The following is a 727-nucleotide window of genomic DNA, read 5'->3' on the forward strand; positions in this document are numbered from 1 at the left end:
CAAGGGTAAGCGGGGCAAGCCTGGGCATTGGGAACTTCACATAGCGGTTGAACAACCGAGCAGGAAGGTTTCGTTGGAAGGCCTGACGAAGGATCAGGTCGAAGGCACCGACGTCGGTGAAAACAACATGGCGGCCACCACTCACGGGCTTTGGAAAGGAGGAAGGCTCAAGTACGATCGAGATTGTTATCTTGCTCTTCGCAAACGCCTTCAGTGCAACGGCTCACGGAGTGCCAATCAGCACCTCCGAAAGGCTTCCGGCCGAGAAAGGCGGCACGTCAAGCATGTCAACAACGTCGTCAGCAAGCAGATTGTTCAGGAAGCAAAGGCAAACGGCATTCGCGTGATCGTCCTTGAGGACCTCACGCACATTCGGGACCGAATCAAGGCCGGGCTGCGCGTCCGTACCCGGCTTCACCGATGGCCTTTCCGAGAGCTTCAGGAAATGATCGTCCACAAGGCGGCACGCGAAGGCATCGAGGTTGTTTTTGTCGATCCTCGGTACACCTCGCAGACATGCAGTAAGTGTAAGGCGCTAGGCAAGCGCCGCAAACATAGGTTTGTTTGTTCGAATTGTGGTAATCGCGCGCACGCGGACGTGAATAGCGCCTGCAACTTGCGCGATTTGGGCTATCAGTGGATAACCCAAGGGGAGAAGTAAACCTTCCCGATGTTGACCCTCTTCGGAGGTGACAATAAAGCTTCTGACTTTAGTCAGGAGTTGTTT

Annotated in this window: 1 protein-coding gene; it reads left to right on the forward strand. The window is 54.7% G+C overall.

Annotated features, from left to right (window positions below):
• A partial coding sequence (locus HMPREF9440_RS03250; RefSeq protein WP_008541481.1) for an RNA-guided endonuclease TnpB family protein occupies positions 1-661 on the forward strand: 661 nt, incomplete at its 5' end.
• Positions 662-727 lie beyond the last annotated feature (66 nt).

Source organism: Sutterella parvirubra YIT 11816 (assembly GCF_000250875.1).
Classification (GTDB): domain Bacteria; phylum Pseudomonadota; class Gammaproteobacteria; order Burkholderiales; family Burkholderiaceae_F; genus Sutterella; species Sutterella parvirubra.